Source organism: Bacillus sp. T17B1 (genome assembly GCF_026796395.1).
GTDB classification, from domain to species: Bacteria; Bacillota; Bacilli; order Bacillales; family Bacillaceae; genus Bacillus; species Bacillus spizizenii_A.
The window spans coordinates 156,475-182,554 of the sequence record NZ_JALAYA010000019.1 but is presented as its reverse complement, the minus strand read 5'-3'; the positions used below and the strand labels follow the sequence as shown (position 1 = coordinate 182,554).

Annotated in this window: 28 protein-coding genes; 25 read left to right on the top strand and 3 right to left on the bottom strand. The window is 43.5% G+C overall.

The window, feature by feature from the left end:
- Window positions 1–20: 20 nt before the first annotated feature.
- Complete coding sequence (locus MOF34_RS10665; RefSeq protein ID WP_003229983.1) at window positions 21–155, bottom strand: YqzM family protein; 135 nt, start codon at window positions 153–155, stop codon at window positions 21–23.
- Between the two features lie 40 nt (window positions 156–195).
- On the opposite strand from MOF34_RS10665, the gene MOF34_RS10660 reads away from it, so the two are divergent.
- Together MOF34_RS10660 and holA are read left to right on the top strand one after the other, a co-directional pair.
- Window positions 196–345: a hypothetical protein gene (locus MOF34_RS10660; RefSeq protein ID WP_268400126.1), complete on the top strand. Its 150-nt coding sequence runs from the start codon at window positions 196–198 to the stop codon at window positions 343–345.
- 39 nt (window positions 346–384) lie between these two features.
- Complete coding sequence (holA, locus tag MOF34_RS10655) at window positions 385–1,428, top strand: DNA polymerase III subunit delta (RefSeq protein ID WP_019715035.1); 1,044 nt, start codon at window positions 385–387, stop codon at window positions 1,426–1,428.
- Window positions 1,429–1,442: 14 nt separating this feature from the next.
- On the opposite strand, the gene rpsT is transcribed toward holA, so the two are convergent.
- On the bottom strand, window positions 1,443–1,709 hold the full coding sequence (gene rpsT, locus MOF34_RS10650; RefSeq protein ID WP_003229989.1) for a 30S ribosomal protein S20: 267 nt from the start codon (window positions 1,707–1,709) through the stop codon (window positions 1,443–1,445).
- A gap of 203 nt (window positions 1,710–1,912) precedes the next feature.
- Here rpsT and gpr point away from each other — a divergent pair, with 203 nt between their 5' ends.
- The 12 genes from gpr to mtaB all read left to right on the top strand — a co-directional run bounded on the left by gpr (window position 1,913) and on the right by mtaB (window position 15,846).
- Window positions 1,913–3,019, top strand: coding sequence for a GPR endopeptidase (gene gpr / locus MOF34_RS10645; protein ID WP_019715034.1), 1,107 nt, complete (start codon window positions 1,913–1,915; stop codon window positions 3,017–3,019).
- Window positions 3,020–3,081: 62 nt separating this feature from the next.
- Window positions 3,082–4,287, top strand: a complete 1,206-nt coding sequence (gene spoIIP / locus MOF34_RS10640) for a spore autolysin SpoIIP (protein ID WP_268400125.1) — start codon at window positions 3,082–3,084, stop codon at window positions 4,285–4,287.
- Between the two features lie 16 nt (window positions 4,288–4,303).
- Window positions 4,304–4,642, top strand: coding sequence for a YqxA family protein (locus tag MOF34_RS10635; protein ID WP_019715032.1), 339 nt, complete (start codon window positions 4,304–4,306; stop codon window positions 4,640–4,642).
- 133 nt (window positions 4,643–4,775) lie between these two features.
- Window positions 4,776–6,611 (top strand): translation elongation factor 4, encoded by a 1,836-nt coding sequence (lepA, locus tag MOF34_RS10630; protein ID WP_114150366.1) that lies wholly within the window; start codon window positions 4,776–4,778, stop codon window positions 6,609–6,611.
- 55 nt (window positions 6,612–6,666) lie between these two features.
- On the top strand, window positions 6,667–7,806 hold the full coding sequence (hemW, locus tag MOF34_RS10625) for a radical SAM family heme chaperone HemW (protein ID WP_268400124.1): 1,140 nt from the start codon (window positions 6,667–6,669) through the stop codon (window positions 7,804–7,806).
- 80 nt (window positions 7,807–7,886) lie between these two features.
- The gene (gene hrcA, locus MOF34_RS10620; protein ID WP_268400123.1) at window positions 7,887–8,918 is read left to right on the top strand and encodes a heat-inducible transcriptional repressor HrcA; all 1,032 of its coding nucleotides are present in this window, start codon (window positions 7,887–7,889) and stop codon (window positions 8,916–8,918) included.
- Between the two features lie 71 nt (window positions 8,919–8,989).
- On the top strand, window positions 8,990–9,553 hold the full coding sequence (gene grpE / locus MOF34_RS10615; RefSeq protein ID WP_019715028.1) for a nucleotide exchange factor GrpE: 564 nt from the start codon (window positions 8,990–8,992) through the stop codon (window positions 9,551–9,553).
- A gap of 23 nt (window positions 9,554–9,576) precedes the next feature.
- Window positions 9,577–11,412 carry a molecular chaperone DnaK gene (gene dnaK, locus MOF34_RS10610; protein ID WP_268400122.1) on the top strand — a complete coding sequence of 612 codons (1,836 nt, stop codon included), beginning with the start codon at window positions 9,577–9,579 and terminating at the stop codon, window positions 11,410–11,412.
- 198 nt (window positions 11,413–11,610) lie between these two features.
- Window positions 11,611–12,738 carry a molecular chaperone DnaJ gene (dnaJ, locus tag MOF34_RS10605; protein ID WP_268400121.1) on the top strand — a complete coding sequence of 376 codons (1,128 nt, stop codon included), beginning with the start codon at window positions 11,611–11,613 and terminating at the stop codon, window positions 12,736–12,738.
- Window positions 12,739–12,762: 24 nt separating this feature from the next.
- Window positions 12,763–13,698, top strand: a complete 936-nt coding sequence (gene prmA / locus MOF34_RS10600) for a 50S ribosomal protein L11 methyltransferase (protein WP_268400120.1) — start codon at window positions 12,763–12,765, stop codon at window positions 13,696–13,698.
- 22 nt (window positions 13,699–13,720) lie between these two features.
- A complete protein-coding gene (locus tag MOF34_RS10595) occupies window positions 13,721–14,491 on the top strand; it encodes a 16S rRNA (uracil(1498)-N(3))-methyltransferase (protein WP_268400119.1) in 771 nt (256 codons plus the stop codon).
- Window positions 14,491–15,846 carry a tRNA (N(6)-L-threonylcarbamoyladenosine(37)-C(2))-methylthiotransferase MtaB gene (mtaB, locus tag MOF34_RS10590; protein WP_268400118.1) on the top strand — a complete coding sequence of 452 codons (1,356 nt, stop codon included), beginning with the start codon at window positions 14,491–14,493 and terminating at the stop codon, window positions 15,844–15,846. The genes MOF34_RS10595 and mtaB overlap by 1 nt, the downstream gene beginning before the upstream one ends.
- A 33-nt stretch (window positions 15,847–15,879) precedes the next feature.
- On the opposite strand, the gene MOF34_RS10585 is transcribed toward mtaB, so the two are convergent.
- On the bottom strand, window positions 15,880–16,803 hold the full coding sequence (locus MOF34_RS10585) for a Na/Pi symporter (RefSeq protein WP_268400117.1): 924 nt from the start codon (window positions 16,801–16,803) through the stop codon (window positions 15,880–15,882).
- A gap of 172 nt (window positions 16,804–16,975) precedes the next feature.
- Between MOF34_RS10585 and rpsU the strand changes: the two genes are divergently transcribed.
- The 11 genes from rpsU (at window position 16,976) to MOF34_RS10530 (ending at window position 26,064) form a co-directional block, all read left to right on the top strand.
- The gene (gene rpsU / locus MOF34_RS10580; RefSeq protein ID WP_003152957.1) at window positions 16,976–17,149 is read left to right on the top strand and encodes a 30S ribosomal protein S21; all 174 of its coding nucleotides are present in this window, start codon (window positions 16,976–16,978) and stop codon (window positions 17,147–17,149) included.
- Between the two features lie 14 nt (window positions 17,150–17,163).
- The gene (locus MOF34_RS10575) at window positions 17,164–17,610 is read left to right on the top strand and encodes a GatB/YqeY domain-containing protein (RefSeq protein ID WP_003226182.1); all 447 of its coding nucleotides are present in this window, start codon (window positions 17,164–17,166) and stop codon (window positions 17,608–17,610) included.
- A 130-nt stretch (window positions 17,611–17,740) separates the two neighbouring features.
- Complete coding sequence (locus MOF34_RS10570; RefSeq protein WP_268400116.1) at window positions 17,741–19,054, top strand: NfeD family protein; 1,314 nt, start codon at window positions 17,741–17,743, stop codon at window positions 19,052–19,054.
- Between the two features lie 21 nt (window positions 19,055–19,075).
- On the top strand, window positions 19,076–20,071 hold the full coding sequence (floA, locus tag MOF34_RS10565) for a flotillin-like protein FloA (protein WP_019715020.1): 996 nt from the start codon (window positions 19,076–19,078) through the stop codon (window positions 20,069–20,071).
- Window positions 20,072–20,095: 24 nt separating this feature from the next.
- The gene (locus MOF34_RS10560; protein ID WP_019715019.1) at window positions 20,096–20,515 is read left to right on the top strand and encodes a hypothetical protein; all 420 of its coding nucleotides are present in this window, start codon (window positions 20,096–20,098) and stop codon (window positions 20,513–20,515) included.
- Between the two features lie 56 nt (window positions 20,516–20,571).
- A complete protein-coding gene (yqfC, locus tag MOF34_RS10555; RefSeq protein ID WP_003226191.1) occupies window positions 20,572–20,853 on the top strand; it encodes a sporulation protein YqfC in 282 nt (93 codons plus the stop codon).
- 18 nt (window positions 20,854–20,871) lie between these two features.
- Window positions 20,872–22,068, top strand: coding sequence for a sporulation protein YqfD (gene yqfD, locus MOF34_RS10550; RefSeq protein ID WP_268400115.1), 1,197 nt, complete (start codon window positions 20,872–20,874; stop codon window positions 22,066–22,068).
- Window positions 22,065–23,024: a PhoH family protein gene (locus tag MOF34_RS10545; RefSeq protein WP_268400114.1), complete on the top strand. Its 960-nt coding sequence runs from the start codon at window positions 22,065–22,067 to the stop codon at window positions 23,022–23,024. The genes yqfD and MOF34_RS10545 overlap by 4 nt, the downstream gene beginning before the upstream one ends.
- A 78-nt stretch (window positions 23,025–23,102) precedes the next feature.
- Window positions 23,103–25,238, top strand: a complete 2,136-nt coding sequence (gene pgpH, locus MOF34_RS10540; protein WP_080010327.1) for a cyclic-di-AMP phosphodiesterase PgpH — start codon at window positions 23,103–23,105, stop codon at window positions 25,236–25,238.
- Window positions 25,239–25,712, top strand: a complete 474-nt coding sequence (ybeY, locus tag MOF34_RS10535; protein ID WP_268400113.1) for an rRNA maturation RNase YbeY — start codon at window positions 25,239–25,241, stop codon at window positions 25,710–25,712.
- Complete coding sequence (locus MOF34_RS10530; protein ID WP_019715015.1) at window positions 25,693–26,064, top strand: diacylglycerol kinase family protein; 372 nt, start codon at window positions 25,693–25,695, stop codon at window positions 26,062–26,064. Before ybeY ends, MOF34_RS10530 begins: the two co-directional genes overlap by 20 nt.
- Window positions 26,065–26,080 lie beyond the last annotated feature (16 nt).

Below are 26,080 nucleotides of genomic sequence, written 5' to 3'. Positions count from 1 at the left end.
AGCAGCCCGGGCAGTCGCTGTTATGAACCAACCAGGTGAATAACCGTTGCCATGACAAACAAGAAGGCGAAAAATCCGAAGGACACTACAAAACCAACAGCTGAATCTACAGCATCATTTCGTTTGCTTTGAACGTTTTTTTCAAAATCATTCAACTTTATCCCTCCTGACTGATTTAAGTATAATGGAATCGTTTTGAAAAATCTAGAAGCGAAGGTAACGTTTTCTGTTCTGGTGATTATCGCCTTTTTAAAAGCTGTCCCGGGGGCTTGCGAACAGGCGTTTAATATAAATGGGGAAGCAGCAGTCAGGCTTCCTCTTTACTATTTTGCGAACTCAATTTAGGATAGAAGGGGATGATGAAAGAGAGGAAGTCGTACAATAATGGTATTTGATGTGTGGAAAAGCCTGAAAAAGGGAGATGTTCATCCGGTTTATTGTTTATACGGAAAAGAGACGTATCTTCTGCAAGAGACCGTCAGCAGGATCAGACAGACGGTCATTGATCAGGAGACAAAGGATTTTAACCTATCCGTTTTTGATCTGGAAGAAGACCCGCTGGATCAAGCAATTGCAGATGCTGAAACGTTCCCGTTTATGGGGGAGCGGCGTCTTGTTATTGTGAAAAATCCATATTTTTTAACAGGTGAAAAGAAAAAAGAAAAAATTGAGCACAACGTCAGTGCGCTTGAAACATATATACAATCGCCTGCGCCTTATACGGTCTTTGTCCTGCTTGCCCCGTATGAAAAGCTGGATGAGCGGAAAAAACTAACGAAAGCATTAAAGAAGCACGCGTTTATGATGGAGGCGAAGGAATTAAACGCAAAGGAAACGACAGATTTTACTGTCAACCTTGCAAAGACCGAACAGAAAACAATCGGCATTGAAGCGGCAGAGCATTTGGTTCTGCTTGTGAATGGACATCTGTCATCGATTTTTCAGGAGATTCAAAAGCTCTGCACGTTTATTGGAGATCGTGAAGAAATTACCTTAGATGATGTAAAAATGCTTGTTGCGAGAAGCCTTGAACAAAATATTTTTGAGCTGATTAATAAAATCGTCAACAGGAAACGAACGGAGAGTCTGCAAATTTTTTATGATTTGCTCAAACAAAATGAAGAACCAATTAAAATCATGGCGCTTATTTCGAACCAGTTCCGGCTGATCCTGCAAACAAAATACTTTGCGGAACAAGGGTACGGACAAAAGCAAATCGCTTCTAATTTAAAAGTTCACCCATTTCGAGTAAAACTGGCGATGGATCAAGCAAGGCTTTTTTCAGAGGCGGAGCTGCGGTCAATTATTGAACAGCTTGCCGTGATGGACTATGAGATGAAAACCGGGAAAAAGGACAAGCAACTCCTGCTCGAACTGTTCCTATTACAGCTGTTAAAAAGAAATGAAAAAAACGATCCTCATTATTGAGGATCGTTTTTATATTATGCAGAAAGTCCGTTCACTTTTTTCGCTAGTCTTGATTTGTATCGAGCTGCGGTATTTTTGTGTACAAGACCTGTTTTCACTGCTTTATCAATACGTTTAGCTGCTTCAGTAAGAGCAGTTTTCGCTTTGTCAGCTTCGTTGTTGGCAACAGAAGCTTCAACTTGTTTGATTGCAGTACGCATAGCAGATTTGATTGTCGCGTTATGAACGCGGCGTTCGTTGTTTGTTTTTGTACGTTTAATCGCTGATTTAATGTTTGGCATGTGTTTCACCTCCTAAGATACAACCTGTAGCACAGTGTCTTAAGGTTAAATCTTCTTCACAATAGAACAAATTGTATTCTATCAAACACATCTTTAGATTGCAATATAAATGTAAAGTATTTTTCATTGAAGGGTCTCTTTTTAGCATGATTCATTCAGCAAATGGCAACAATATAGGTACTTAATGTGAAGGAGGCCCCCTGATGAAAAAGAGTGAGCTGGATGTTAATCAGTATTTGATACGTACCGATTTAGCAGTTGAAACGAAGGAAGCGATGGCCAATCAGCAGGCTGTGCCGACAAAAGAAATTAAAGGTTTTATTGAAAAAGAACGAGATCGCGGAGGCATTAAAATCCGCACTGTTGATATTACAAAGGAAGGCGCGGAGCTCTCGGGAAAAAAAGAAGGGCGCTATTTAACGCTTGAGGCGCAAGGAATCAGAGAAAATGATTCGGAAATGCAGGAAAAGGTCTCTGCTGTCTTTGCGGAGGAATTCTCGGCTTTTCTAGAAAGCCTTGATATCTCAAAAGATGCGAGCTGTTTAATCGTCGGGCTCGGCAATTGGAACGTAACACCTGACGCACTGGGACCGATGGCTGTAGAAAATCTATTGGTAACAAGACACTTGTTTAAGCTTCAGCCGGAAAATGTGCAGGAAGGCTACAGGCCTGTCAGTGCGTTTGCACCTGGTGTGATGGGGATTACGGGAATCGAAACAAGCGACATTATTAAAGGGGTGATTGAGCAATCGAAGCCTGATTTTGTCATTGCTATTGATGCATTGGCGGCGCGGGCGGTGGAAAGGGTCAACACTACCATTCAAATATCGGATACAGGCATTCATCCGGGATCAGGGGTGGGGAATAAACGAAAAGATTTAAGCAAAGACACGCTTGGCGTACCGGTGATTGCCATCGGAGTTCCCACGGTCGTGGATGCTGTGACGATTGCCAGCGATACAGTGGACTACATATTAAAACATTTTGGCAGAGAAATGAAGGATAACAGGCCGTCAAGATCGCTTGTTCCGGCCGGCATGACGTTTGGGAAAAAGAAAGTGCTCACTGAAGGGGATCTTCCCGATCAAAAGCAGCGTCAATCGTTCCTTGGCATTGTCGGAACCCTTCAAGAAGATGAAAAACGACAGCTCATTCACGAGGTGCTTTCGCCTTTAGGCCACAACTTAATGGTTACGCCAAAGGAAGTGGATTCTTTTATCGACGATATGGCAAATGTGCTGGCAAATGGGTTAAACACAGCGCTTCACGAAAAAGTGTCACAAGAAAACAAAGGCTCCTACAATCACTAAAAAGTTCTACTTCCTCTAGCTTGTTCATAGAGTAATTACTAGACAAGCGCTGGAGGGATTCAATGAGAAATAAACGCAGAAACAGACAAATTGTTGTTGCGGTAAATGGCGGGAAAGCGGTAAAAGCCATCTTTCTATTTATCGTAAGCCTAATCGTGCTTTTTGTTCTATCCGGTGTGCTGACGTCTCTCCGGCCGGAACTCAGGCCTTCGTCTGACTCTTTTTATGGGATTGCTGAAGAATTGCCGGGTGACGTGTTTGCACACTTGCTGCGGATGGAAAACCATTATTTCGCTTCTGATCTTTCTCAAACCGATAGCTCATTTCATCTTTCACGTCTTTCTTTGAAGCTGGCGACAAGTATTAATCTCGAAGATCCGCGGAGCTTTCTCGGCCGGGAGCTTCCGGGGTTTGCGCAATTTGATACCGAGATTCTGTTGGCTGGACAAGGCACGGACTATACGAATATGCCGGCGGAATCTCCGCCGCCATCTAAGGTGATGGAGGAAGAAAGAGAAGCGAATTTGGCGGAAATTGAAAAACAGCAAACACAATCAGACAATGCGCAAAAAGATCCGCCGAAACAAACAACTGGTGATAAAAAGGTTGTCTTTATCTATCACACGCATAATACGGAATCATATCTCCCGCTATTAAAAGGCGAGACCGATCCTGATATGGCGCGCCATTCTAAAGCTAACGTCACGCTCGTAGGAGATATGTTCGGAAAAGCGCTAGAATCCCAAGGCATCGGTTCCACAGTAAACAAAACCGATATACAGGCAAAGCTGAGCAAAAAAGGTTTAAACTATGCCAGATCCTATGATGAATCAAGACCGGTCGTCAAAGATGCGCTCGCCTCAAACAAAAATCTGCAATATATCATTGATATCCATAGAGATTCAAGGCGCAAAAAAGATACGACGGCAACGATTAGAGGGAAAAGCTATGCCCGCGTAGCCTTTGTCGTCGGCAAAAAAAGCAAAAACTTTGAAGAAAACTATAAAATTGCGAGCGAGCTTCATAAGCTGATGGAGAAAAAATACCCCGGACTCAGTACAGGTGTCTTTTCAAAAGGCTCGCCAGGCGATAATGGTGTATACAATCAGGATTTAACCGACAGAGCGCTTTTGCTCGAATTTGGCGGAGTAGATAATAATCTTGAAGAGCTGCAGCATGCGGCTGACGCAGCCGCGGACGTATTCAGCGAAATGTACTGGGATGCTGAAAAGGTCAACGCGGAGAGCGGAGAGACGAAAAAACAATAAGAAATAGGTGGTTGATTTGATTGCTTACTTTGGCAAATGCTTGCTGCTTGTCACGATCATGTTTTTAGGCGTTCTGTTCGGCATGCAGCAGGCGAATAACGGGATGCTCAGTATGAAGGGTTATCATGACCCGTCACTTAAGGGGGCGTTTACGCTCACCGACGGAAAAAATAATGAAAAAGAAGCGTCGATCTTAGGAGAAACAGTCACAGCGAAAGATTTAGAAGAAAAACAAAAACAGCTGGAACAGGTTGAAACGTTCAATTTGTTTTCTAAAGCCGGAAAAGCGCTTTCTGATACCGTAACCAACACTGCCCAGTCAATGTATGAATGGATACGCGATATGAATCAATAGGTGCGTGAAAGAGAAAAGCAGCCCAGGTATGACAGGGAACTTTTCTCTTTCTTGTTTTACATTGAATCTTTACAATCCTATTGATATAATCTAAGCTAGTGTATTTTGCGTTTAATAGTAGGAGTGATAGATTGTGACAGATAAAGAAAAGCGTTTAGAGAGGCAGTCGAGAATACGGAACTTCTCTATCATTGCCCATATTGACCACGGAAAATCGACCTTAGCGGATCGTATTTTAGAAAAAACGTCGGCAATCACTCAACGAGAAATGAAAGAACAATTGCTCGATTCTATGGATCTTGAACGTGAACGGGGCATAACGATTAAGTTAAACTCTGTTCAGCTTAAATACAAAGCAAAAGATGGAGAGGAATACATTTTTCACTTGATTGATACGCCGGGACACGTCGACTTCACGTACGAAGTATCCCGAAGCCTAGCTGCCTGCGAAGGAGCGATTCTTGTCGTGGATGCAGCACAGGGAATCGAAGCGCAGACGCTCGCCAATGTCTACTTAGCGCTTGACAACGATCTTGAAATACTTCCAGTCATCAATAAAATCGATCTGCCGAGCGCCGAGCCGGAACGCGTGCGCCAAGAGGTAGAGGATGTTATTGGACTTGACGCATCAGAAGCCGTGCTTGCTTCAGCAAAAGCCGGTATCGGGATTGAGGAGATTTTAGAACAGATCGTAGAAAAGGTGCCCGCTCCGACCGGAGATCCGGAGGCGCCGCTCAAAGCCCTGATCTTCGACTCACTTTATGACGCTTACCGCGGTGTCGTGGCGTATATCAGAGTTGTTGAAGGAACGGTAAAGCCGGGGCAAAAAATCAAAATGATGGCAACCGGCAAAGAGTTTGAAGTGACAGAAGTCGGTGTGTTCACGCCGAAAGCAACTCCGACAGATGAACTGACCGTCGGCGATGTAGGCTTTTTAACTGCTGCGATCAAAAATGTCGGTGACACACGCGTCGGTGACACGATAACAAGCGCGGCTGATCAGGCTGCCGAAGCATTGCCTGGATATCGTAAGCTGAACCCGATGGTGTATTGCGGTTTATATCCAATCGATACGGCCAAATACAACGATTTAAGGGAGGCTCTTGAGAAGCTTGAGCTGAATGACTCATCGCTTCAATATGAAGCAGAGACATCCCAAGCGCTCGGATTCGGTTTCCGCTGCGGATTTTTAGGTATGCTTCACATGGAAATCATTCAGGAGCGGATTGAGCGTGAGTTTAAAATCGACCTCATCACAACAGCACCTAGTGTTATATATGATGTGTATATGACAGACGGGGAAAAAGTGGTGGTTGATAATCCGTCAAATATGCCTGATCCTCAAAAGATTGAACGGATAGAAGAGCCTTATGTAAAAGCGACAATGATGGTGCCGAACGATTATGTCGGTGCAGTGATGGAGCTTTGCCAAGGGAAACGCGGCAATTTTATCGACATGCAATATTTAGACGCTAATCGCGTCAGCATTGTTTATGACATGCCATTAGCGGAAATCGTCTATGAGTTTTTTGATCAGCTGAAATCAAGCACAAAAGGCTACGCGTCCTTTGATTACGAACTGATTGGCTACAAACCGTCTAAACTTGTCAAGATGGACATTATGCTGAACGGAGAAAAAATTGACGCCCTTTCATTTATCGTGCATCGCGATTACGCGTACGAACGCGGAAAAGTAATTGTAGAAAAACTGAAAGAGCTCATTCCGCGCCAGCACTTTGAAGTACCGATTCAAGCGGCGATCGGCCAGAAAATTGTGGCCCGCTCGACCATTAAAGCGATGCGTAAAAACGTATTGGCTAAATGTTACGGCGGAGACATCTCGCGGAAACGGAAGCTTCTTGAAAAACAAAAAGAAGGAAAACGCCGAATGAAGCAGGTCGGCTCTGTTGAAGTGCCGCAAGAAGCATTTATGGCAGTCCTGAAAATGGACGACAGTCAGAAAAAATAATAGAAGCCGCCGCAGTCCTGTACTGCGGCTTCTTTCTGTAAAGAAGGTGAATACATTGAAATCAGCTTATATCCATATTCCATTTTGTGAGCATATTTGCCACTACTGCGATTTCAATAAATATTTTATTCAAAGCCAGCCTGTTGACGAGTATTTAAACGCGCTCGAACAGGAAATGATAAATACAATAGGAAAAACAGGGGAGCCTGACCTCAAAACGATCTTTATCGGAGGAGGCACGCCGACCTCTCTCTCTGAGGAACAGCTCAAAAAGCTGATGGACATGATCATACGAGTGCTGAAGCCCTCAAGCGCCTTATCGGAATTTGCGGTTGAAGCGAATCCGGACGACTTGTCCGCAGAGAAATTAAACATTTTAAAAGAATCCGGTGTAAATCGCCTCAGCTTTGGTGTCCAAACGTTCGAAGACGATCTGTTAGAAAAAATCGGCCGGGTGCACAAACAAAAAGATGTGTTTGCATCTTTTGAAAGGGCGCGGGAAATCGGTTTTGACAATATCAGTCTTGATTTAATGTTCGGGCTCCCGGGACAAACCCTTAAGCATCTGGATTATTCTTTAAATACTGCTTTAGCGCTGGATGCCGAGCATTATTCTGTATACTCCCTCATTGTAGAGCCGAAAACGGTATTTTATAATTTGATGCAAAAAGGGCGGCTTCATCTTCCGCCGCAGGAGCAGGAAGCCGAAATGTATGAAATGGTGATGAGGCGCATGGAAGCTCACGGCATTCATCAATATGAAATCAGCAACTTTGCTAAGGCGGGTTTGGAATCAAAACACAATTTGACGTATTGGAGCAACGAGGAATATTTCGGCTTCGGAGCAGGGGCCCACGGATATATCAGAGGCTCACGGACAGTCAACGTAGGACCTGTCAAACATTACATTGACCTGATAGCCGAAAAAGGATTTCCGTACAGAGATACACATGAAGTGACAACAGAAGAACAAATTGAAGAAGAAATGTTTTTAGGCTTGAGAAAAACAGCCGGTGTCAGCAAAAAACGATTTGCAGATAAATATGGTCGTTCACTGGATGAACTTTTTCCACATGTATTAAAAGACCTCACTGAAAAAGGGCTGATTCACAATTCGGAGTCTGCTGTTTGTTTGACACATCAGGGGAAATTATTAGGCAATGAAGTTTTTGGCGCTTTTTTAGGTGAGTTATAATTGACATTTTTCTTGTGGTTTGATACTTTTGTTATAGAATTAGCACTCGCTTATCGAGAGTGCTAACAGAGGTGATGATGATGTTAACAAATCGTCAGCTGCTGATCCTTCAGGTCATAATCAACGATTTTATTAAATCGGCACAGCCGGTAGGATCAAGAACTCTTTCGAAAAAAGATGAAATCACATTTAGCTCTGCAACAATTAGAAACGAGATGGCTGACTTGGAAGAACTGGGCTTCATTGAAAAAACCCATTCATCCTCAGGACGTGTTCCGTCAGAAAAAGGGTACCGGTATTATGTTGACCATTTGCTTTCACCCGTCAAACTGACAAAGAGCGACCTGGACCAAATCCACTCGCTCTTCAAAGAGAAAATTTTCGAGCTGGAGAAGACAGTTCAAAAATCAGCGCAAATTTTGTCCGATCTGACGAACTACACATCCATCGTACTCGGGCCGAAGCTGAGTGAGAATTATCTTAAACAGATTCAAATCATACCGATTCAGCCCGATATGGCGGTAGCAATTCTCGTTACCAATACAGGGCATGTGGAAAACAAAACGATTAATTTTCCAGCCAAAATGGATCTGTCTGATATTGAAAAACTGGTAAATATATTGAACGACCGTTTAAACGGCGTTCCAATGGATGAATTGAATGAGCGCATATTTAAAGAAGTCGTCATGTACCTAAGACAGCACATTAAGAACTATGACAATATGCTTGACGCGCTTCGTTCAACCTTTCATTCCACGAATCACGTTGAAAAATTGTTTTTCGGCGGAAAAATCAATATGCTGAACCAGCCGGAGTTCCATGATATCACCAGAGTTCGGTCGCTGCTCTCTTTAATTGAAAAAGAACAGGATGTTTTAAAGCTCGTTCAATCCCCACACACGGGGATTTCAATTAAAATCGGGAAAGAAAACGACTATGAAGAGATGGAAAACTGCAGTCTGATTACGGCTTCTTATTCCGTTGATCAGAAGCAAATCGGCTCAATTGCGATCATCGGTCCGACGCGCATGAATTATTCCAGGGTTGTCAGCCTGCTTCAGCATGTGACTTCGGACTTGTCAAAAGCATTAACAAATTTGTATGATGAATAAGGGAATTTTGGCAAATTTTATCGAAGGGCAGCACCCGCCCTTCTCCTTACACTTTGAGGGAGGTGAACACAATGTCAGAAGAAAAACAAACCGTAGAACAAAACGAAACAGAAGAGCAAGAAGTCATTGAAGAACAAGCTGCTGCTGAAGAACAGCAGGAAGAAACAAATGAAAGCGAACTTCTTCAAAATCAAATTAACGAATTGCAAGGTTTGCTTGAGGAAAAGGAAAACAAACTTTTGCGTGTTCAAGCAGACTTTGAAAACTATAAACGACGCAGCCGTTTAGAGATGGAAGCGTCCCAGAAATACCGTTCTCAAAACATCGTTAGTGAATTGCTGCCGGCTATAGACAGCTTTGAAAGAGCGCTTCAGGTCGAGGCCGACAATGAACAGACGAAAAGTTTGCTCCAGGGAATGGAAATGGTCCACCGCCAGCTCGTAGAAGCCTTGAAAAAAGAAGGCGTCGAAGCCATCGAAGCTGTAGGGCAGGAATTTGATCCGAACCTTCACCAGGCCGTTATGCAGGCTGAAGATGAAAACTATGGCTCCAACATTGTTGTTGAGGAAATGCAAAAAGGCTACAAGCTGAAGGATCGCGTCATTCGTCCTTCCATGGTTAAAGTGAATCAATAATTACATAGCAGGAGGTTATTCAAGTGAGTAAAGTTATCGGAATCGACTTAGGTACAACAAACTCATGTGTGGCAGTACTTGAAGGCGGCGAGCCTAAAGTTATTGCTAACGCTGAAGGAAACCGCACAACGCCATCAGTTGTCGCATTCAAAAACGGCGAACGCCAAGTAGGGGAAGTGGCAAAACGCCAATCTATCACAAACCCTAACACAATCATGTCTGTTAAACGCCATATGGGTACTGATTACAAAGTAGAAATTGAAGGAAAAGATTACACTCCTCAAGAAGTGTCTGCAATCATCCTTCAACACCTTAAATCATACGCTGAAAGCTATCTTGGCGAAACAGTATCAAAAGCAGTTATCACAGTTCCTGCTTACTTTAACGATGCTGAGCGTCAAGCGACAAAAGACGCTGGTAAAATTGCAGGTCTTGAAGTAGAACGTATCATCAACGAGCCGACTGCAGCAGCGTTAGCATACGGACTTGATAAAACAGATGAAGATCAAACGATCCTAGTATACGACCTTGGCGGCGGTACATTCGACGTTTCCATCCTTGAACTTGGCGACGGTGTATTCGAAGTTCGTTCAACTGCTGGTGACAACCGTCTGGGCGGTGACGATTTTGACCAAGTGATCATCGATCACCTTGTGTCTGAATTCAAAAAAGAAAACGGCATCGACCTGTCAAAAGACAAAATGGCGCTTCAACGTTTGAAAGACGCAGCTGAAAAAGCGAAAAAAGATCTTTCCGGCGTATCTTCTACGCAAATTTCTTTACCGTTTATCACAGCTGGAGAAGCAGGGCCGCTTCACCTTGAACTTACATTAACTCGCGCTAAATTCGAAGAGCTTTCTTCTCATTTAGTAGAGCGCACAATGGGTCCTGTCCGTCAAGCGCTTCAAGATGCAGGACTTTCTGCAAGCGAAATCGACAAAGTCATTCTTGTCGGCGGATCAACTCGTATTCCTGCCGTGCAAGAAGCAATCAAAAAAGAAACTGGAAAAGAAGCGCATAAAGGCGTAAACCCGGATGAAGTTGTAGCGCTTGGTGCTGCGATTCAGGGCGGCGTTATCACTGGTGACGTAAAAGACGTAGTTCTTCTTGACGTTACACCGCTTTCTCTCGGTATTGAAACAATGGGCGGCGTGTTCACAAAACTGATCGACCGCAACACAACAATTCCGACAAGCAAATCACAAGTGTTCTCAACTGCTGCTGATAACCAAACAGCTGTTGATATCCATGTTCTTCAAGGTGAGCGCCCAATGTCTGCCGACAACAAAACACTCGGCCGCTTCCAGCTTACTGATATCCCGCCAGCACCGCGCGGCGTGCCTCAAATCGAAGTTTCTTTCGATATTGACAAAAACGGTATCGTAAACGTAAGAGCAAAAGACTTAGGCACAGGAAAAGAACAAAACATCACAATCAAATCTTCTTCAGGTCTTTCTGATGATGAGATCGAACGCATGGTAAAAGAAGCGGAAGAAAATGCTGACGCTGATGCGAAGAAAAAAGAAGAAATCGAAGTCCGCAACGAAGCAGATCAGCTTGTTTTCCAAACTGAGAAAACATTAAAAGATCTTGAAGGCAAAGTGGACGAAGAACAAGTGAAAAAAGCCAACGATGCCAAAGACGCTTTGAAAGCAGCGCTTGAGAAAAACGAATTTGAAGAGATCAAGGCGAAAAAAGATGAGCTTCAAGCAATCGTTCAAGAGCTTTCTATGAAGCTTTACGAAGAAGCTGCTAAAGCACAGCAAGCTCAAGGCGGAGCAAATGCTGAAGGCAAAGCTGATGACAATGTTGTCGACGCTGAGTACGAAGAAGTAAACGACGACCAAAACAAAAAATAAGTTTCTTTCTGAGTCAGCCCGCTTTTGGGCTGGCTGACAAAAAACATATTTCATAATCTGATTCAATGGTTAGAAAGTCAAAGTCAGGCATCTCTTGGCTTTGACTTTTTTTCTTGCCCGGGATAAAAGGAATTGAAAAATCATAATTCAAAATGATACAATCTAATTTATGTGAGAAATTCGGGAGAGTGAAGCGAGATGAGTAAGCGTGATTACTATGAAGTGCTGGGAGTAAGTAAGAGCGCTTCAAAGGATGAAATTAAAAAAGCTTATCGAAAGCTGTCAAAAAAATATCATCCTGACATTAACAAAGAAGCCGGATCAGATGAAAAGTTTAAAGAAGTCAAAGAAGCATACGAAACGCTGTCTGACGATCAAAAGCGGTCTCATTACGATCAATTTGGCCATACTGATCCTAACCAAGGCTTCGGTGGCGGCGGTTTTGGCGGCGGCGATTTCGGCGGTTTTGGTTTCGATGATATTTTCTCAAGTATTTTCGGCGGTGGCACAAGACGAAGAGATCCAAACGCACCGCGCCAAGGTGCAGATTTGCAATATACGATGACCTTGTCGTTTGAGGATGCCGTTTTCGGTAAAGAAACAACGATTGAAATTCCGCGCGAGGAAACGTGTGATACATGTAAAGGCTCAGGTGCAAAACCTGGAACAAAACCGGAAACGTGCTCGCACTGCGGAGGATCCGGCCAGTTAAACGTGGAGCAAAATACGCCGTTTGGAAAAGTTGTGAACAGACGGGTTTGTCACCACTGTGAAGGTACGGGAAAAATTATTAAAGACAAATGTGCGGATTGCGGCGGCAAAGGAAAAATTAAAAAACGCAAAAAAATTAACGTGACAATTCCAGCCGGTGTAGATGACGGGCAGCAGTTGCGTCTCTCAGGACAGGGTGAACCAGGCGTAAACGGGGGCCCTGCCGGGGATCTATTTGTCGTGTTCCATGTGCGAGCCCACGAATTCTTTGAGCGTGACGGAGATGATATTTACTGTGAAATGCCGTTAACGTTTGCTCAAGCCGCTCTTGGAGATGAAGTGGAAGTTCCGACGCTTCACGGGAAAGTGAAATTGAAAATTCCTGCCGGTACACAAACAGGAACAAAATTCAGATTAAGAGGCAAAGGCGTTCAAAATGTCAGAGGCTATGGTCAGGGTGACCAGCATATCGTCGTCCGTGTTGTCACACCGACAAACCTGACAGATAAACAAAAAGACATTATCCGCGAATTTGCCGAGGTCAGCGGAAACCTGCCTGACGAACAGGAAATGAGTTTCTTTGATAAGGTAAGACGCGCGTTTAAAGGCGATTAATTATTGGATGAGGAGTTGGTAGTTTTGAAATGGTCCGAATTAAGCATTCACACAACACATGAAGCGGTCGAACCTATCTCAAATATATTGCATGAAGCTGGTGCGAGTGGGGTTGTGATAGAGGACCCGCTTGATTTAATTAAAGAACGTGAGAATGTGTACGGGGAAATCTACCAGCTCGACCCCAATGATTATCCGAACGAGGGTGTCATTGTCAAAGCATATCTGCCGGTCAACAGCTTTCTTGGAGAAACGGTAGAGGGCATTAAAGAAACAATTAATAATCTGCTCCTTTATGATATTGATTTGGGCAGAAACCATATTACGATTTCCGAAGTGAATGAAGAGGAATGGGCGACTGCTTGGAAAAAGTATTACCACCCTGTGAAAATTTCTGAAAAGTTTACGATTGTACCAACGTGGGAGGAATATACGCCGGTCAATACAGATGAACTGATTATAGAAATGGACCCTGGTATGGCTTTCGGCACAGGCACACACCCGACAACCGTACTCTGCATTCAGGCGCTTGAACGCATTGTGCAAAAGGGTGATAAGGTGATTGATGTCGGTACAGGTTCCGGAATTTTAAGTATTGCGGCTGCAATGCTTGAGGCTGAATTGGTCCATGCTTATGATCTTGATCCCGTGGCTGTAGAAAGTGCACGCCTCAACCTCAAGCTGAACAAAGTGAGCGATATTGCTCAAGTAAAGCAAAACAATTTGTTAGACGGGATTGAAGGGGAACATGATGTGATTGTTGCCAACATTTTGGCTGAAGTCATTCTTCGCTTTACCTCACAAGCGTACAGCCTGTTAAAAGAAGGCGGCCATTTTATTACGTCGGGAATCATCGGGCATAAAAAACAAGAAGTTAGAGAAGCACTGGAACAAGCTGGCTTTACCATTGTAGAAATTCTTTCAATGGAAGATTGGGTCAGCATTATTGCGAAAAAATAACAGTTAGTAGGTGTCACAGCGTATGCAACGATATTTTATCGAGCTCACGAAGCAGCATATGGAGGAAGCGCCGGCTTTTTCGGTTACCGGCGAAGATGTTCATCATATTGTGAACGTGATGAGAATGAATGAGGGAGATCAGATTATCTGCTGCTCTCAGGACGGCTTCGAGGCAAAATGTGAACTTCAATCTGTTTCCAAAGATAATGTGTGCTGCCTTGTGGTAGAATGGACGGATGAAAACAGAGAGCTTCCGATAAAGGTCTATATTGCGAGCGGCCTCCCGAAAGGAGATAAGCTTGAATGGATTATCCAAAAGGGGACAGAGCTCGGAGCTCACGCCTTTATTCCTTTTCAAGCCGCGCGTTCTGTTGTTAAGCTGGATGACAAAAAGGCAAAGAAAAAGCGGGAAAGATGGGCGAAAATTGCAAAGGAAGCGGCTGAACAATCGTACCGTAACGAAGTGCCGCAAGTGTTGGATGTCCATTCTTTTCAGCAGCTTCTTCAACGGATGCAAGATTTCGATAAATGTGTCGTTGCATACGAGGAGTCATCGAAGAAAGGTGAAATAAGCGCATTCAGCGCAGTTCTAAGAAGCCTTCGGAAAGGATCATCCCTTTTGATCGTATTTGGTCCCGAAGGCGGTTTAACAGAAGCGGAGGTTGAACGGCTCACAGAGAAAGACAGTATGCCGTGCGGCCTTGGACCGAGAATTTTAAGGACAGAAACCGCTCCGCTATACGCGTTGAGTGCGATTTCTTATCAAACAGAGTTATTAAGAGGTGATCAGTAATGGCAACCGTTGCTTTCCATACGCTTGGCTGTAAGGTCAACCATTATGAAACAGAAGCAATCTGGCAGCTTTTTAAAGAAGCGGGCTATGAAAGAAGAGACTTTGAACAAACAGCTGATGTATATGTCATTAATACATGTACGGTAACAAATACGGGGGATAAAAAAAGCCGCCAAGTGATCAGACGCGCCATTCGTCAAAATCCTGACGGTGTCATCTGTGTCACAGGCTGCTATGCGCAAACCTCGCCTGCTGAGATTATGGCGATCCCTGGTGTCGATATTGTAGTCGGAACGCAGGACCGGGAAAAAATGCTCGGCTACATCGACCAATACCGTGAAGAACGCCAGCCGATTAACGGTGTCAGCAACATCATGAAAGCAAGAGTGTATGAAGAGCTTGATGTTCCTGCATTCACTGACCGCACAAGAGCTTCATTGAAAATACAGGAAGGCTGCAACAATTTCTGCACATTCTGTATCATTCCGTGGGCGCGCGGCCTACTTCGCTCCCGTGACCCTGAAGAAGTCATTAAACAAGCGCAGCAGCTCGTCGATGCCGGATATAAAGAAATTGTTCTTACAGGTATTCATACAGGCGGCTACGGCGAAGATATGAAAGATTACAACTTCGCAAAGCTCTTAAGCGAATTAGACACTCGTGTTGAAGGCGTGAAACGAATCAGAATTTCTTCAATTGAAGCCAGCCAAATTACAGACGAAGTGATCGAGGTCTTAGACCGATCAGATAAGATTGTGAATCATTTGCACATTCCTATTCAATCCGGGTCCAACACAGTGCTTAAACGGATGAGACGTAAATATACGATGGAGTTTTTTGCAGACCGTTTAAACAAACTGAAAAAAGCACTGCCAGGCTTAGCTGTTACTTCTGATGTTATTGTAGGCTTCCCTGGCGAAACAGAAGAAGAATTTATGGAAACCTATAACTTTATTAAAGAACATAAATTCTCTGAACTGCATGTCTTCCCTTACAGTAAACGTACAGGAACGCCAGCCGCGCGAATGGAAGACCAAGTGGATGAAAACGTAAAAAATGAACGTGTACACCGCCTGATTGCTCTATCTGACCAGCTTGCGAAGGAATATGCATCTCAGTATGAAAGTGAAGTCCTTGAGATCATCCCTGAGGAAGCGTATAAGGAAACGGAAGAAGAGAACATGTTTGTCGGTTACACAGACAACTATATGAAGGTTGTTTTCAAAGGGACGGAAGATATGATCGGCAAAATCGTGAAAGTCAAAATCCTAAAAGCAGGCTATCCTTACAACGAAGGGCAATTTGTCCGTATTGTTGAGGATGAAATTACTGAACACATGCGTTTGTCTTCTTAATCTAAAACCGGTGCATCTACATGTACCGGTTTTTTATTTAGCTGGAATAAGAAAGTGAATCAAGCGGTAAAACAAGTTTGTAAGCGGAAGAAATAAAAGAGCTGTCACCACGTTAAATAAAAGGCTGAAATGGGCGATCCTTTGTGCGGGATCAGGTGATAACCGTTCTACAAAGCCGGTCGCTGCCGCCAAAAAAGGAAACAAAAGAGCTACGCCCAGCACGTTAAACACCACATGGGCATACGCTGTCTGTTTCGCCGCATATCCGCCGGATACAGCAGCCATGACAGCTGTAATGCATGTCCCGATATTTGAACCAAGCACGACGCTCATCGCCTGTGCCAGTCCGATCATACCTTCATTCATAAAGCTCATCAAAATGCCGATACAGGCAGAGCTTGAGTGGATGATTGCAGTTAGCACCATACCGATAAACAAGGCGGACCAGTTTGAATCGTTAACATGGTATAGAACATCAGCTCCCGTTTTCAGCTTTGTGAGCGGTCCTGCTAGATGGCTGAACCCGCTGATGCAAAAAAAGATGATGCCGAGACCGAGGAAGCTCGTTCCAAGCTGTTTCAAAGGATACCTGCCAGTCAGAAAAAACAATAAACCGCCTATCAAAAGAATCCAAATCAAAACATCCATTTTGATAGCAATAAATTCAGTTGTAAAGGTAGATCCGACATTTGTTCCGAGTATCATCGGTATCGAACGCTTAAAAGAAAGAACGCCCGCACTGACAAAGCCGATGACAATAACCATAAAGGCTGAACTGCTCTGAAGAATCCCTGTAAATACAATGCTGATTAGAAACGCTTTTAACGGATGGTCCGTAAATAAAAGCAAACGTTCTTCAATTTTTGAGTATGCCATTGAAATTAAGCCTTTTCGAAGCATGTTCATGCCTGCGAGAAAGAATAATATAAGAGCAGTAAAGCTAATAAGAATAGACATCCTATTCACCAACCCCTTTCTATCATTATATAGACAGGCAGTCCCACACATGACGGAAAAGTGAATTCACTTAGTTGACCTGACTGATGGCTTATATTATAATGTCAAAGTACATGTTTATATGTGTAACTTAAAGGTAGTCGATTGGTGTATTCGGAGGGAGGGAAAGAGAATGTCAAAAACGGTCGTTAGAAAAAACGAATCGCTTGAAGATGCTCTTCGTCGCTTCAAACGCAGTGTATCAAAGACAGGTACTTTGCAAGAAGCAAGAAAGCGCGAATTTTATGAAAAACCTAGCGTAAAGCGCAAGAAAAAGTCTGAAGCTGCTAGAAAACGCAAATTCTAAAAGAGGGTGGATTTATGAGTCTTCTTGAGCGTCTTAACCAGGATATGAAGCTATATATGAAAAACCGTGAGAAAGACAAACTGACTGTCGTTCGAATGGTTAAGGCTTCACTTCAAAATGAAGCAATTAAGCTTAAGAAAGACAGTTTGACCGAGGATGAGGAACTCACTGTCCTTTCTCGTGAACTTAAGCAACGTAAAGACTCCCTCCAGGAATTTTCAAACGCTAATCGTTTAGATTTAGTAGATAAAGTTCAAAAAGAGCTGGACATTTTAGAAGTTTATTTACCCGAGCAGCTGTCAGAAGAAGAACTGCTTACAATCGTAAATGAAACCATTGCTGAGGTTGGTGCGAGCTCAAAAGCGGACATGGGAAAAGTAATGGGTGCAATTATGCCTAAAGTAAAAGGTAAAGCTGACGGAAGCTTAATTAACAAGCTTGTCAGCAGTCAATTGTCTTAAATGGCGTAAAAAAGGACATCTTTCTAAGAGAGATGTCTTTTTTTATATATAAAAAAATGAAACCTTTGATACATTTGTTACGTATGAAGAAAAGGCACCTATTAAAAATGGAAGGAGGGATACACCGCCCTTGCTTCAAACCAAAGGATTCCGTGCTGCTCTATTGAGTATATTTTTACTTTCTTTATTAGGCGTACAGCTGAACGCCAAAGCAGAAAACCAAACGGTTTATGTGATCCCGGTTGAGAAAAATGTCGAACAGGGCCTCGCCTCGTTTTTGTCCCGTTCGTTACAGGATGCAAAAGAAGCACATGCAGATCATATTATTCTTGATATCAATACGCCGGGAGGATTGGTCAAATCAGCTATTGATATAGCGGACTCGATAACCGAAAGCGAGATACCCGTAACTGCATATGTAAACAAACGTGCATTGTCAGCTGGTGCATATATTGCCCTGCAAGCCGATAACATTTATATGGCGCCCGGCGGAAAAATGGGAGCCGCCGCGATTATTGACGGTAAAGGCAATGCCGCTGACCAAAAAGCTGAATCACTTTGGCTGGCAGAGCTGGAAGATGCCGCAGTGAAAAATAATCGCGATCCAAAATATGCTCTTGCAATGGCTGACCCGGATATAGATGCCAAGGAAGCTGGCGCGCCGAAGGGAGATCTGCTGACACTTAACGCTGATAAGGCAATTGATGTAGGTTATACAGAAGGCACGGCTGACAATTTATCTGTGCTCGTTAAGAAGCTTGGATTCGAAAAGGCGGAAACCATCTATGCAAAGGAAAGCTTTGCAGAAAAGACAGCAAGGTGGCTGACGAACCCGGTTATTGTTCCTATACTGCTGACAATTGCTTTTTTAGGTCTGACAGTAGAACTTTTTTCCCCAGGCGTCGGCATTCCTGGGACGGTTGGATTTATCGCCTTGTTGCTGTTCTTTTACGGGCATCTTGCAGCCGGCTTTGCCGGATACGAGACAGTTCTTCTCTTTATAGCAGGGGTAATCCTCATCCTGCTTGAGATATTCCTTCCGGGAGGAATCATTGGATTACTGGGCTTAGGAGCGATTATTGCGAGCCTGTTTTTAGCAGCGGGGAGCTTCACTGTCATGGCGGTTTCTCTCTTGATCGCCTCAGCTGTTTCTATTACAGCTTTCATCTTACTGACAAGGGTGTTGGGAAAGCGTATGAAATTCTTTAAGAAATTTGTATTAAATGATTCAACAAATACGGAGAGCGGCTACGTATCAAATCAAACGCGCATGGACTTAATAGGCAAAGTAGGTGTAACCTGTACACCTTTGCGTCCTGCCGGTACCGTTATTATTGATGATGAACGCCTTGACGTTGTTTCAGAGGGATCGTTTACAGAAAAGGATAAGAAAGTAAAAGTAGTTAAAGTGGAAGGCTCACGCATCGTCGTGAGAGAAATTTAAACAGAAACGAGGAGAATAGATATGGATCCATCAACACTTATGATTCTGGCTATTATCGTAGTAGGGATCATTGTTTTAGCTGTATTTTTTACATTTGTGCCTGTTATGCTTTGGATTTCAGCATTAGCAGCCGGAGTGAGGATTAGCATATTCACTTTAATCGGAATGAGGCTTCGCCGCGTTATACCAAACCGAGTGGTGAACCCATTGATTAAAGCGCATAAGGCTGGGCTTAATGTTGCCACCAATCAGCTTGAAAGCCATTATCTCGCCGGAGGAAATGTTGACAGAGTCGTCAACGCGCTGATTGCTGCTCAGCGAGCCAACATTGAACTATCATTCGAACGCTGTGCCGCTATCGATCTTGCCGGCCGCGACGTATTGGAAGCCGTTCAAATGAGCGTTAATCCTAAGGTAATTGAAACACCGTTTATTGCTGGTGTGGCTATGGACGGGATTGAAGTAAAAGCGAAAGCAAGAATTACAGTAAGAGCGAATATCGACCGTCTCGTTGGGGGAGCAGGGGAAGAAACCATTGTGGCTCGTGTCGGCGAAGGGATTGTCTCGACAATTGGTTCATCGGAAAGTCACAAAAAAGTGCTTGAAAACCCTGATATGATCTCTCAAACAGTGCTTGGAAAAGGATTGGACTCAGGAACTGCGTTTGAAATTCTTTCGATCGATATTGCGGATGTTGACATTGGCAAAAACATCGGAGCGATTTTACAAACCGATCAGGCCGAGGCTGATAAAAACATCGCGCAGGCAAAAGCGGAAGAACGCCGTGCGATGGCTGTCGCTCAAGAACAGGAAATGCGCGCTCGCGTAGAGGAAATGCGCGCGAAAGTGGTAGAAGCCGAAGCGGAAGTGCCGCTTGCGATGGCAGAAGCTTTGCGTGAAGGGAATATTGGCGTCATGGACTACATGAATATCAAAAACATCGATGCTGATACAGAAATGCGTGATTCATTCGGCAAGTTGACGAAAGATTCGTCTGATGAAGATGGCAAATCATAATCTCTCTAAGAAGGGAGAAATCTGATGGAAGAGATACTGACCAATCCGCTCATTATCGCAGCGGTTATCGGAATCATTTCTATGATTTTCGGTAAAAAGAGCAAAGAGGAAAATAAAAACAGCCAAAACAGAAATAATCCTCAGCAGGTGAAAACTGCTTCTCCTCAACAGAAGCAGTCAAAAGAAGAAGCTCCTATACCTATTCCTAACCGAATAGAACAGGTAAGACGGGAAGCGGAAGAAAGACGCAAGGAAACAGAAAGAAATCTGAAAGGGCTGGAACGTGATCTTACTGCAGTTAAACAAAAAGCAGTATACACAAAACAAAAAATGCTCCAGGTTAATAAAGACACTGTGGTACAGGGAATCGTCTTAGGAGAGGTATTCGGACCTCCAAGGGCAAAAAAACCTCACCATACGATGCGCTCGGCCCGTAAAAATTAAAGTGTTAGAACCTCCTTTCAAATCATACATATGAGATGAAAGGGGGTTCTTTTTGTATGGGGCAAAGAAAGAATCGTATGAAAGCTTGGCTGACAAGAGCATTGGAAATTCCCCCGGACGTTATGATGGATCTGCCGCGGATTACAATGGTTGGCAGACTTCATATCTACATAGAAAACCACAGAGGCCTTTTGCTTTTCAGTGAGAATGAAGTGAGGCTCATGCTGAAGCAGGGCCAGTGCATCATATCTGGTAAAAATTTTGTCATCAAGGCGATTCTTCCGGAAGAAATTCTTTTGGAGGGTACGATTGATGTCGTTCGATATGTTGAGTCATAAAGCCGAGGGGGAAATGTTGTGAAAAATAAATGGCTGTCTTTTTTTTCGGGGAAGGTCCAGCTTGAATTGACGGGAAGAGGTATTGAACGGCTCCTTAATGAATGCACAAGACAGGGAATCCCGGTCTTTCTTGTCAAAAAAAAGAAAGAAGCCGTATTGTTATATATACAGCTTCAGGATGTACATGCCTTTCGGCGGGTGAGAAGAAAATTCGAATGTAAAGCCCGATTTATCAATCGGCAGGGTTTTCCTTTCCTGTTGCTGAAATCAAGGCTGAATATAGGGTTTACGATTGGTTTTGCAATGTTTTTCATCCTTTTGTTTTTGCTTTCCAATATGGTGTGGAAGATTGATGTGACAGGCGCTAAGCCTGAAACGGAACATCAAATGATGCAACATCTTAATGAAATCGGCGTCAAGAGGGGGCGTCTGCAGTTTTTAATGATGTCGCCTGAAAAAATACAAAAATCATTAACCAATGGAATAGACAATATCACCTGGGTCGGAGTTGATCTCAAGGGGACGACTATTCATATGAAAGTCGTGGAGAAAAATGAGCCCGAAAAAGAAAAGTATGTTAGCCCCCGCGATATTGTCGCCAAAAAGAAAGCAACCATTACAAGAATGTATGTGCAAAAAGGTCAGCCGATAGCCGCAATCCACGATCATGTGGAAAAGGGACAGCTGCTTGTTTCGGGACTGATCGGCAGTGAAGAGCATCAGCAGGAAGTCGCCTCAAAAGCAGAAATTTACGGAGAAACCTGGTACAGATCCGAAGTGACGGTCCCTCTTGAGACATTATTTAACGTCTATACGGGCAAAGTAAGGACAAAGCACAAGCTTTCTTTTGGTTCTTTGGCAATCCCAATCTGGGGAATGACGTTTAAAAAAGAGGAAATGAAGCACCAAAAAACAGAACAAGAAAAGCATTCCCTGAATTTTCTTGGATTTAAGCTCCCTGTATCCTATATCAAAGAGCAAACGAGAGAAAGTGAAGAGGCTTTGCGAAAATATACAAGAGAAGAAGCAGTTCAGGAAGGCATTAAATTGGGTAAACAGGATGTAGAGGGTAAAATAGGCGAAGACGGCGAAGTGAAAAGTGAAAAAGTTTTGCACCAGACTGTTGAGAATGGTAAAGTAAAGTTGATTATTCTCTACCAAGTTATAGAAGATATCGTTCAAACCACACCTATTGTCAGGGAGACTGAAGAATGACAGAACATTTACTTGCGATGAATCAAAAACTGAAAAGCCCGGACGAGGCGCTTTCACTGTTCGGGAACCAAGATTCTTTTTTGAAATTGATGGAGAAAGATCTGAATGTAAATATCATTACGCGCGGCGAAACGATTTATGTTTCAGGCGATGAAGAATCGTTTCACATTGCAGACCAGCTGCTGGGATCGCTCCTCGCTTTAATTCGCAAGGGGATAGAGATCTCTGAACGTGATGTGATTTACGCCGTCAAAATGGCAAAGAAGAATGAACTTGAATACTTTGAAAGCATGTATGAAGAAGAAATTACAAAAACCGCAAAAGGCAAACCAATCCGTGTAAAAACGATGGGGCAGCGGGAGTACGTGGCCGCTATGAAGCGGAATGACCTTGTATTCGGCATCGGTCCGGCGGGAACTGGGAAAACGTACCTGGCTGTCGTAAAAGCAGTCCATGCTTTAAAAAATGGACATATCAAAAAGATCATTTTAACAAGGCCTGCCGTAGAAGCCGGTGAAAGCCTCGGTTTTCTCCCAGGTGACCTCAAAGAAAAAGTAGATCCTTATTTGCGCCCGCTGTATGACGCTCTTCATGATGTGCTTGGGGCAGATCATACAGAACGTCTGATGGAAAGAGGCATTATTGAAATTGCTCCGCTGGCATATATGAGGGGACGGACGCTTGATGATGCTTATGTTATACTTGATGAAGCACAGAACACTACGCCTGCTCAAATGAAAATGTTTTTGACGAGACTGGGTTTTGGCTCTAAAATGATCATTACAGGTGACGTTAGCCAAATTGATCTGCCGAAAGGCGTCAAATCGGGACTTGCAGTAGCGAAGGAGATGCTGAGAGGAATAGAGGGCATTTCTATGATTGAGCTAGACCAGACAGACGTGGTCAGACATCCGCTTGTTGCGAAAATTATTGAAGCATACGATAAGCAAAATTAATGCTGAATGACCCGATCGCGCGTTATCGGGTCATTTTTATGATTGCTTATGGGCTTGATGTTTCAAGAGGAGGTTCTTGTGTTGAAAAAGAAGGGGAAGACCAAAAGCAGCTCAAAAAAATGGAGCAGCTTTAAAAATGCCCGCTCCATGCATGTACTGCTGTATCTTCTGCTGGCTGCCATTATGTTTGCTTTGCTCTTTGTACATGTTAAGCCGGAAACACTTGATTTAGACCTATTTTCAGTCAGCGACAAGACCATTTATGCTCCGGCAACCGTGGAAGATCAAAAAGCCACAGAGGAAAAAAAGCAAGCCGCTGAGGACGCGGTTGAAGATCAATATACCTTAAAAAAAGAATATACAGACAATCGGATTGACCTTGTGACATCTATATTTGACAGTATCAGCGAAGTGAAAAAATCATCAGAAGAAGACAGTAAATCACCATCGGAAAAAGCAATGGTTAAGTCTGTGAAGAACAAATTAACGTCAGATGTGAATGATTCCATATCAGAGGATTCCATCAAGACATTGCTGAAAGCAAACAGTGAAGACTTTTCTTTTGTCAGAGATACGGTCATCACAGCAGTGAATACGGTCATGAGCAGTGAAATCTCATCGGATAAACTATCTGATGCAAAGGATAAAGTGGAAAAAGAGCTAAAGGGCAATTCTATCCCATCTAAATACTTGGGAGCTGCGACAGAAATCGGGCGTTTTGCTATTATCCCGAATTACGTCTTCGATCCAAAAGCGACAGAGGCAAAGCGGCAGGAAGCGTCAGACAATGTCCAGCAGGTTCAGATCAAACAGGGGCAGGTGCTCGTGGAAGAAAATGACCTCATTGATCGAGAAGTGTACAGAAAACTTGAGCTGACCGGGTTATTAAATAACTCAAATCTCTTTAAACCGATCAGCGGCCTATTGATTATGATCGGACTTTTCATTGCAACGCTTGTCTATTATTTTGAAAAACAGAAACAAAACCTAAAGTTTAAAAACCAATCCATCCTGCTGTTCTCCATTATCACAACGCTTTTGCTTGTTATTATGGAGGTTGTCAGTTTGTTCCAGAAGATGGAATATCATAATATCGGCTATCTGGTCCCCATTGCGGCCGGCGCGATCTTAATCAAACTGCTGATGAATGAACGCATTGCCATTTTAGGAAGTATCATTCTTGCGATTTGCGGAAGTATGATGTTTAATCAGGGTGTGACAGGAACATTCAATTATGTCATAGGGATTTATTATTTGATCAGCGGGATTTCAGGTGTTTTATTTTTAGGAAAACACAATGCAAGATCTAAGATTTTGCAGACTGGGCTTTTCGTAGCGTTTATTAATATGATTGTCGTTCTTTCCTTGTTATTGATCCAAAACACTGCGCTATCAGGACTTGAAATCGGCACGCTAATGCTGATGGGCGTCGTGTCGGGATTTGCTTCTTCTGTATTGATCATCGGCCTGATGCCGTTTTTTGAGACAGGCTTTGGCATTTTATCCACTATGAGGCTGCTTGAGCTGTCTAATCCTAACCACCCGCTGCTGCGAAAAATATTAACAGAAACACCAGGTACATATCATCACAGTGTAATGGTCGCCAATTTGTCAGAGGCAGCCTGTGAGGCTGTTGGAGCCAATGGTTTGCTTGCAAGAGTCGGCGCGTATTATCATGATCTTGGAAAAACAAAGCGTCCGCAATATTTTATTGAGAACCAAATGAATATAGACAATCCGCATGACAAGCTGTCTCCTCAGTTGAGTAAAAATATCATCATTTCTCATACCACTGACGGTGCGAATATGCTGAGAAGCTATAAATTTCCGAAGGAGCTTGTCGACATTGCTGAGCAGCATCATGGAACGTCGCTTTTAAAGTTCTTTTATTATAAAGCGAAGGAAAAAGGAGACCAGATTACTGAAGAAGAGTTCCGTTATCCAGGACCAAAGCCGCAGTCAAAGGAAGCCGCGATTATATCAGTTGCTGACAGTGTTGAAGCGGCCGTCAGATCCATGCATAATCCAAATCCTGAACGAATTGAAAAGCTTGTCCGGGGTATTATATCCGATAAGCTTCAGGACGGACAGTTCAGTGAATGCGATCTGACATTTAAGGAGCTGGATACAATCGCAAAAACGCTCTGTGCAACATTAAAAGGAATTTTCCACTCCCGGATTGAATATCCGGAGGCTACTAAGAAGGTGAAATAGATGAGTTTACTGATTGATATCGTTGATGAAACGGGGAGTGTCTCTGAAGAGATGCTCAAAGAAGTAGAAAAGCTGCTTCAATTTGCCGCTGACCGTGAAGGCGTTCAGGATCAGGCTGAAGTTTCTGTCACGATTGTTACCAATGAAGACATTCAGCAGATCAATAAAGAATACCGAGGAAAGGATACGCCGACAGACGTCATCTCATTTGCTCTTGAAGAAGAGGGAGAAGACGAGGTTGAAATCGTGGGCGCAGAAATGCCGCCGGTTTTAGGTGATATTATCATCAGTGCGGATCGCACAAGGGAGCAGGCAGAGGAGTATAATCATTCTTTTAAAAGAGAGCTCGGATTTCTTGCCGTGCATGGATTTCTGCATCTTTTAGGATATGACCATATGACGAAAGAGGAAGAAGAGGAGATGTTTACTAAGCAAAAGGATTTGCTGGACGCCTATGGACTCAAGAGATCATAGAAATGAGCTGCAGCGGTTCTTCAAAAGCTTCGTGCATGCAGGCCGGGGCATCTGGGAAACAGCGCGGACGGAGCGGAATTTCCAATTTCATCTCGCAGCCGCCTGCGCTGTTCTTATTTGCGGCTTCCTCGTGGAGCTCAGCCCGATTGAATGGGTGATTATTTTCTTTTTGATCGGAGGAATGTTTTCGCTGGAGCTTTTAAATACAGCCGTTGAGCATACGGTTGATTTAATTACAGACAAACATCACCCTCTTGCTAAAGCGGCTAAGGACGCTGCCGCCGGGGCTGTTTGCGTTTTTGCCGTCATTTCGGGTATCATTGGCTTACTTATTTTTTTGCCAAAGCTGTAATGGCTGAAGATTCTTA